This window comes from Acinetobacter sp. UBA5934 (genome assembly GCF_002430855.1).
Taxonomy (GTDB): domain Bacteria; phylum Pseudomonadota; class Gammaproteobacteria; order Pseudomonadales; family Moraxellaceae; genus Acinetobacter.
This window is the reverse complement of record NZ_DJDC01000105.1, coordinates 1-8,330: the sequence shown is the minus strand read 5'-3', so window position 1 is coordinate 8,330 and position 8,330 is coordinate 1. Positions and strand designations below refer to the sequence as shown.

The window sequence follows — 8,330 nt, the reverse complement described above, 5'->3', positions numbered from 1 at the left end:
TTTTAATATCTTTGGCATTGTTTGAGCTGAGAGTTGCCGGCGCAGCTTGTGTGCTAGCAGGCGCAGAAGTCGTTGTTGCCGGGCTGGTTGCTGACGATGCGGGTGCTTCATTTGACTTTTTATCACATGCCGTTAATGCCAGGGCAGCAACACAGAGTGAAGCCAGTAAGGGTGTTTTCATATCGCATCCTCATTAGATCCAATCTAGCGATAAGACCTAAATAATTTATTTATACACATTAAAAAATACGGCGCAGCTCAAGAGACTGCTTTCATCAAAATGACATATTTATGGAGTGATTCACTAGAACGTTTTTGTTGTTAAGCTGCTGCAAATTGCAAAGAAAGTTATTGAAAGGCGATAAAAATAAACCCTAGGTGAGTTATGTGATGGTTGAGTTATTAAATTTTATCAAGATGTGAGTCAATGCAAGAATGCATGGATTTAATCAGCAGGATTATTTGAGAGTTCTAATTCTATTTAAAAAAGATCCTTCTGTGTAGAGTGAGCAGACCGTAGAGCCTGTAGTTGTCATGAATCAGGAGTGTAGAAAGTTTGATATTTCATGTTTTAATACAAGGGGTGAAAATCATACTGAATAGTTAAAGTATAGGGCAGGGAATGACACAAGATCATAAAACAGTATGGTGGGCACTGGCTTTGCCGTTATTGGCCGTCTTAATCTGGTCCATGAATATTACCGTCACCCGTTATGTGGCGGACTATATTTCTCCAGTCAGTATCAGTTTCTACCGCTGGCTGGTGGCTTTTGTGGTCTTAACCCCGTTTATGCTGAGCAAGGTCTGGCGTGAACGTCAGCTGGTCTTGGCACACTGGAAACAGCTGGCGGTACTCGGTGCTTTTGGTATGGTGCTGTACCAAGGGTTGGGCTATAGCGCCGCGCATTATACTACTGCCACCAATATGGGCATTATCAACGCCTTTATTCCCGTGTTTACCATTTTTGTCTCCATGCTGATGCTGAAGGATATACCCAATCGTTTTGCCGTTATAGGCAGCATTCTATCTTTTGCCGGCTTGCTCTATGTGATGGCACAGGGAAATTTTGCCCGTCTGGTGCAATCCGGCGGACATCTGGGCGATATTATGATGGTGCTGGCAGTATTTTTTTATGCATTTTATGGCGTTTTTCTTAAGAAATGGCAACTTCAGATTCCCTTGCTGATTAGCCTCTATGTACAGATTATTTTTGCCTTGCTTTACCATTTGCCCTTTGTGGTATGGCTGGGCTTAGATGCTATTAATCCGCAGAATCTGGGTAGTGTGCTATATGCCGGTATTTTCCCTTCCTTAATTGCGCCACTGGTCTGGATGATGGCAGTACAGATGCTCGGACCGAACCGCACCAGTATTTTTATGAACTTAATGCCGGTCTGCACAGCCGTTATTGCGAATGTGTGGTTAGGTGAAGCATGGACCATGTATCACAGCATCGGTGGTTTGATCATTTTATTGGGCATTTTATTAGCCCAAAAGAAAGATCTAACTGTCAGTGCCGCAAAATTGAATAGCTGAATTAAATAAAATGTTTAAAAAATGGACAAACAAAAATATTTTTTACAGCTATTTTTTATTCAACAGGTCATTTTGCAAAGGTGTGAAAAAGATCTAAAAACGATTATTTTTTTAAAATATAATTAAAAATAGTGAGATAATTTAAATTTTTATAAAAATATGCTCACGCGTTCATAGTTTTTAAATGTATTTTAAGATAAATAATATATTTGTATAAAGAAACGAGTTATTACATAATACTTATATCGTGAATGTTTAAGTTTTTCTTAACAATCTTTAAACTTTCGCAACCAGATTTACAGACCCTCTGGATGTGATTTATGCACATCCTTTTTCATGCTCAACCGTCCCTATATGGTTGAGCTTTTTTTTGCCTGAAAATTATATCAGTCTGCATCACAAAAATGACCCGCTTAAGCGCGGATCACTTCACCTGTTTCAGCATCAATGATGCGACTCGGCTCTTGGCTAAGGCCTAAATCACCATTCAGATAATCAATTTGAGTTGAGAAATACTGGCTGGCTTCTTGAAGGGAGCGAGCAGGGTTTCCTCCAGCAGGATTGGCACTGGTGGAGACAATAAAGCCATTAAAGGCATTGCAGAGTGCGACGCATAATGGATGGTTAGTAACCCGTACAGCAACTTTAGGATGGTTGCCTTTAATCCAGGCAGGAATATGATCGCCTGCGGGTAATAACCAGGTGGTTGCGCGCTCAGTGGGAGAACGATGACTCCAGGAGTCTATCACTTTTTGACGCATTTCCGCATTTAGCGATTCCAACAGATGCTCTACTTGCGCAATTTGCGCTGCCAGTAAAATCACCCCTTTTTCAATGGGACGCTGCTTTAAACGTAAAATTTCCAGAAACGCTTGTTGGTTAAAAGGATCACAGCCTAAGCCCCAAACTGCCTCTGTAGGGTATGCTAAAACATGTCCCTGTTTTAAACATTGAGCAGCTTCGGCAACAGAGGTGGTAATCATCAGATTTTTCCCTTCATATTTATTAAAAGGGTATTGTGAACCTTATTTGTCCGGACGACAACGGAGATAAAGTCCTGCCTGCTGCATACATAGCCCAAGTAACTCCAATTCCATCAACTGGCTGGTCAGTGTAGCCACATCCAGCTTTTGTCTGAGCATGATCTCATCGATATGTTGTCCGACCCAGTCCAGCTGATTGTACAAAATATTTAAATGCGCTGGCAGTTCGGGTTGAGTATCTAAACAATTGATTTTGCATGTCTGTTGGTTGTGCTGCTGAGCGTGCCACTGAGTCGGTAGAGCCAGATCTTCAATGACCTGATCAGGATGATCCACTAAAATGGCACCTTCACGGATTAGCTGATGGCAGCCTTGATGGTGCTCGCTATAAATATGACCCGGAATGGCAAAAATCAATTTACCCTGTTCAGCTGCCCATTTCGCCGTGATTAAAGACCCACTTTTCAGCGCAGCTTCTGCAACAATCACCCCGAGACTTAAAGCACTGACAATGCGGTTACGCCGTGGAAAATGTTGCTGCAAAGGTGGGGTGCCGGGTAAAAATTCGGTGATGACGGTACCGTAATGCGCAAGAATTTGTTGGCGTAATGGCTGGTTTTGACTCGGATAAGTCTGGTCCAAGCCTGTTCCCATCACCGCAATGGTGCGGTTGTGCTGTAAAGCCCCGCGATGGGCGGCTTCATCAATCCCTTGCGCCAAGCCACTATTGATATAAAAACCCTTTTCACTGAGATAATATGCAAAGTCATAGGCCACTTGACGGCCGTGATGACTCGGTTTGCGGCTACCGACAATGGCAATTTGCGGTTGTAACAGCGCTTGAGCATCGCCTTGACCAAACAGGATCGGCGGTTTATCAGCATAAGGCAGCAGTTGCTGCGGGTAGTGTGCATCATTTTGCAACAGCACAAAATCACTCTGTTTTTGAATTAAATCAACACAGTGCTGGAACTTCAGTTGTGATTCAGTAAGGTGAAAATCTTGCAGGCGTTGAATATGATTTTTGTGAATGCCAAGCTTTTGCCAAGTTTCACTTTGGTCAGGCTGTGTTGCCTCAGCGAGATGGGTATAGTGCTGACTGATTTTATAAAAGCTGGTTAGTGAGTGTTGTACCAGAAAGCATAGCCGAATGTAGTCCAGCTGCATAGAGCTTAGTGAAGTGAGCATAACGAGACCTTTTTTATATGTCTTCTTATTGTTGTTTAAATTATTGTTTAAAATAAATGAGGCTGAATCTCAGCCTCATTTTTATATTTTACTCTAAGGATTATTCATCCATTAGTGGTGGCTGAACGCCAGCACCCACTTTAATCGGTAATTCACTATCCAGTACATAGGCATAACTTAGGTTATCAAAGCTTTTGAAAACCATGATATTACCAATGCGTTGTCCCGGGAGTTGCACCCGTTCTTTGGTTTTCGGGTCAGTAACGACCTCACCTTTCTGGTTCACCGCCAATACATGTCCGGCTTGAACACCTTGCAAGCTGCCACGGTCAATAGTCACTACACTGTGTTTTGCTGCGGTACCAATTGAACCCATCACGCGAACCACTTGGCCACCGGCAACCACATCTTCAGCATTGGTCGGGTAAAACAAGGTTGGAAGCATCGGATCATATTCAGGCAGTACACGGTCACCGCGACGCACTTCGGAATTATAAGTATCGGTTAACTCTAGGGTGGTAATGTCATTTTCACCACGGATGGCTACGCCAGAGGCCACCTGAATCAATTCAAGACCGGCATTGTATTTTTTGCCTTTGGCATCAGTAAACATGTACGGTTCACCTTCACGGTAAACGGCATAGCGTTGGCCGACTTCCAGACCATTTCCACGTGCATAAACGGTTTGACCTTTAGCCGCAAGAACACGTTGATCCGCCGTCCCTAAAATGTATGGCGTACCAGCAACCGATTCAGGTGCCACAATGGTACTGCGCTCTAACCATTGCTTGATGTATTCCAGCGGAATGACTGGAATGGCATTGTTTAATGATTCAATCCGAACCTGAGGTTGTAATTTGGTGCCACCGGTATAACGACGGATAATCCCTTCACAGCCATCACCTTCATCTTTACCGATGATCGGTTTGCCATTATAAGTACACATCAGCAGGCGGTCGCCCGGGAAAATCCAGTGTGGATTTTTCACATGTTTATTGCTGGCCCAGATTTCAGGCCAACGTACCGGATTTTTTAAAAATCTTTTGGAAATATCCCATAATGTATCGCCTTTTTTTACCACATAAACTTGTGGTGCTCCGGCTTTTAATGCAGGTGGATTGATATTGCGCGCAGGTGCTGCTTCAGCAATGCTCACCATCCCGGCCCCAACACTTACACATACGGCAAGTGCCAATAATTGTTTTTTAAACCCCAAGGCACTAAAAGTTGGTGCGCCCTTCAAAACCTTTTTCATTATCATAATTCCTAAAATTATGTATGTAGTTGCGTTATAATAACGATATTACACACATTTTTTTGATGAAGCATTCCTTCATTTTGTTTTTTGATCAATGGCATAAGTGAGGACACCGTATGGCCTTATTACCTATTTTAAGTTTCCCGGATCCCCGTCTTCGTACCATTGCTAAACCAGTCGAAGAAGTCACTGATGAAATTCGTCAGCTCGCAGCCGATATGTTTGAAACCATGTATGAAGCCCCAGGTATTGGCTTGGCTGCTACACAGGTAGATCGTCACATTCAGCTGATTGTCATGGATTTATCTGAAAATAAAGATCAACCCATGGTATTTATTAACCCCAAAGTTACGCCATTAACTGAAGAAACTCAGCCTTATGAAGAAGGCTGTCTGTCTGTGCCTCAAATATACGACAAAGTTGAGCGTCCGTCACGCGTAAAAATAGAGGCAATTAACCTTGAAGGTCAGTCATTTGAACTGGAAGCAGACGAACTTCTCGCTGTTTGTATTCAACATGAAATGGATCACTTAAATGGCAAGTTATTTGTCGATTATTTATCGCCTTTAAAACGTCAACGTGCACGTGAAAAAGTGGAAAAAGTTACTCGTCAGCGTCAAAAAGAAAAAGTTGCAGTAAAGCGTTAAAGGCTACATTTTCTCGATTAAATAGTCTTAACAAAGCCCCATTCAGATTGGGCTTTGTTATACTTGCATCCGACAAATTTCAGGATTTGCCTGTGTTATTCCGTAGTGGATTGCTGCTGTCAATTACAGCAGTGTTTTTACAGATTGCTGTATTTTTACAGCCCTTGCTACCGAAGCAATATCAGGTTGCTCCGGTCTGTGAAACCATTACGCGTGCGTTATTGCAAAAACCTGCTTCGCAGCATATTTCCACATCCACACATGCTCATCATCAGCTTCATCAAGATCATCAACAACAGTCTGCAGAACATGATCATCATGATGCCAACCATCAATGTCAGTACTGTACTGTCTACGGGAATCTGGTCTTACCACCTGAATTAGAAATCAAAGAAGTTTTGGATCGTATTCAGGTGCGCTTAATTGCCTTCCAAAAGACTTTTAGTCATGTCTGGTTTGTTTTACAGCGACTCTTTCTCATTCCCCAAGGACGAGCTCCGCCACTATTTACATAAATCCAAAGGCATTTTCGGGTCTTGACTGACTCTAGCCCTTGCGCTGCTTCAGCTGCAGCTTATATTTATGTAATAGTGAGATTGAAAAATGGCTCAGCCTAAATTCTATTTACAGCCCGTTGCGGCTGCGATTTGTGTTGCCGGTTGTTCAGCCACGGTATTTGCCGAGCAGCAAACCACAACTGTTCAAACTTTAGCGCCGATTGTGGTGACTGCTCATCAGGGCAATGATGCCAACGGTTTGATTGTGCATGCCGATCCCAAACAGCCGATCCAGCCCATTCCGGCCAGTGATGGTGCTGATTATCTGCAAAGTATTATGGGATTCAGCTCGATCAAAAATGGCGGTACCAATGGCGATGTGACTTTCCGTGGCATGTTTGGTTCACGGATTAAAATTTTAGCCGACGGTACGGAAAATTTGGGCGCCTGCCCAAACCGTATGGATGCGCCGACCTCTTATATTTCGCCGGAAAGTTATGACCGTATTTCGGTGATTAAAGGGCCACAAACCGTGCAATATGCCAATACCGGTTCGGCTGCAACGGTGATCTTTGAACGTGAGCCTGAAAAACTATCTGACGATAAAAATTATCGAGGTCAAGCCAGTGTGCTGGCAGGTTCATATGGTCGCCTTGATCATAATATTGAAACCGCTGTTGGCGATGAACAAAAATATATTCGTTTAAATGCCAATCGCTCTGTTTCAGACAGCTATAAAGATGGAGATGGCAATACCGTGCCTTCAGACTGGGAACGCTGGAATGCAGATGTCGCTTTAGGCTGGACACCGGATGAAAATACATGGGTGGAATTGACTGGCGGCAAGGCGAATGGAGAGGCAGTTTATGCTGGCCGTTCGATGGATGGCTCGCAATTTGCCCGTGAAAGTCTGGGACTTCGTGTAGAAAAGAAAAATGTCACTGATGTGATCGAGAAAATCGAAGCACAAGTGAACTATAGCTTTAATGATCATGTCATGGATAACTTTAGTTTACGTGAATTTAAACCGGACGGCATGATGAGTATGCCTATGGCTTCCAACGTAGCGCGAGAAACCTTAAACGCACGTCTGGCTGTAACTCAACAATGGGATAAATTGCAGTTAATTAGCGGTGTAGATAGCCAAAACAATGAGCACTCCACACGCGAGGGCAGTTTAATGACGCCTTATCAGGACCAAGTGCGGAACAAAGATATGAAATTCCGCTCCTATGGTGCTTTTGGTGAATTAAGCTATCAATTGAGTGAGCAAAATAAATGGGTCGGTGGGGTTCGTGTCGATCAGGTCAATGTCAAAGATTTACGTTCTGATTCTGTAGAGAAAGGCTATAACCGCGAACTGGATAAAACCTTGCCAAGTGCATTTATTCGTTTTGAAAAGCAGCATCCTGAACATGATGCGAAAACTTATATCGGCGTAGGATATGTCGAACGTATGCCAGATTACTGGGAGCTGTTCAGTACCGCGCATGGTAATCCCGGAACGGTGAATTCATTTAATGGAATCGATACCGAAAAAACCTTGCAGCTGGATTTAGGCTATCAACATGAACATGGCGCACTGAATTCCTGGGTTTCTGCTTATGCAGGATTAATCAATGATTATGTGTTGATGAGTTATCACATGCATAGCATGCCGGGCATGATGAGTCATAGTCATGGCAAAACCGCGGGTGCTAAAAATGTCGATGCCACAATTGCCGGAGCTGAAGCAGGAGTAGGTTATCAATTTACTGATCATCTACAGGCAGATGTGAGCGCCATGTATGCATGGGGGGAAAATACCAGCGACAATACGCCGTTGCCACAAACTGCACCTTTAGAAGGACGGGTCAATCTGCGTTATATTCAGGATAAATATACATTAGGCGTATTAGGGCGAGTTGTCGATCGTCAAAACCGCATCAGTAAAGATCAGGGCAATATTGTGGGTTATGATTTAGGTGAAAGCAGCGGTTTTGCCACCTTATCCTTGAATGGCACCTATCATGTTCGTGATGGTGTGGATTTGTCTGTAGGGGTAGATAATGTATTTGATAAAACCTATAGCGAACATTTAAATAAGGCAGGCAGTGCTGGTTTTGGTTTCGCGGCTGATGAACAATTCAATAATATTGGCCGTAATTATTGGGCTAGGATTGGTTTAAAGTTCTAATCTGAACGGTTTTAAGACAAAAAGCAGGGCAATCGTCCTGCTTT

General features: G+C 43.3%; 7 protein-coding genes and 1 pseudogene. 4 read left to right on the top strand and 4 right to left on the bottom strand.

Features of this window, described 5'->3' with window-relative positions:
• Positions 1–181, bottom strand: a pseudogene (locus B2Y23_RS07490) (hypothetical protein); the annotation flags it as partial.
• Positions 182–622: 441 nt separating this feature from the next.
• On the opposite strand from B2Y23_RS07490, the gene B2Y23_RS07485 reads away from it, so the two are divergent.
• Positions 623–1,537, top strand: coding sequence for a DMT family transporter (locus B2Y23_RS07485; RefSeq protein ID WP_291369976.1), 915 nt, complete (start codon positions 623–625; stop codon positions 1,535–1,537).
• 413 nt (positions 1,538–1,950) lie between these two features.
• On the opposite strand, the gene B2Y23_RS07480 is transcribed toward B2Y23_RS07485, so the two are convergent.
• The 3 genes from B2Y23_RS07480 to B2Y23_RS07470 all read right to left on the bottom strand — a co-directional run bounded on the left by B2Y23_RS07480 (position 1,951) and on the right by B2Y23_RS07470 (position 4,963).
• A complete protein-coding gene (locus tag B2Y23_RS07480) occupies positions 1,951–2,520 on the bottom strand; it encodes an L-threonylcarbamoyladenylate synthase (RefSeq protein ID WP_291369975.1) in 570 nt (189 codons plus the stop codon).
• A gap of 42 nt (positions 2,521–2,562) precedes the next feature.
• Positions 2,563–3,708, bottom strand: coding sequence for a DNA-processing protein DprA (gene dprA / locus B2Y23_RS07475; RefSeq protein ID WP_291369973.1), 1,146 nt, complete (start codon positions 3,706–3,708; stop codon positions 2,563–2,565).
• A 100-nt stretch (positions 3,709–3,808) separates the two neighbouring features.
• Positions 3,809–4,963, bottom strand: coding sequence for a LysM peptidoglycan-binding domain-containing protein (locus tag B2Y23_RS07470; protein ID WP_291369971.1), 1,155 nt, complete (start codon positions 4,961–4,963; stop codon positions 3,809–3,811).
• Between the two features lie 119 nt (positions 4,964–5,082).
• On the opposite strand from B2Y23_RS07470, the gene def reads away from it, so the two are divergent.
• The 3 genes from def to B2Y23_RS07455 all read left to right on the top strand — a co-directional run bounded on the left by def (position 5,083) and on the right by B2Y23_RS07455 (position 8,286).
• Positions 5,083–5,613 carry a peptide deformylase gene (gene def / locus B2Y23_RS07465; protein WP_291356554.1) on the top strand — a complete coding sequence of 177 codons (531 nt, stop codon included), beginning with the start codon at positions 5,083–5,085 and terminating at the stop codon, positions 5,611–5,613.
• Positions 5,614–5,705: 92 nt separating this feature from the next.
• Positions 5,706–6,128, top strand: a complete 423-nt coding sequence (locus B2Y23_RS07460) for a DUF2946 family protein (RefSeq protein WP_291356556.1) — start codon at positions 5,706–5,708, stop codon at positions 6,126–6,128.
• An 88-nt stretch (positions 6,129–6,216) separates the two neighbouring features.
• Positions 6,217–8,286: a TonB-dependent copper receptor gene (locus tag B2Y23_RS07455; protein WP_291369969.1), complete on the top strand. Its 2,070-nt coding sequence runs from the start codon at positions 6,217–6,219 to the stop codon at positions 8,284–8,286.
• Positions 8,287–8,330: the final 44 nt, after the last annotated feature.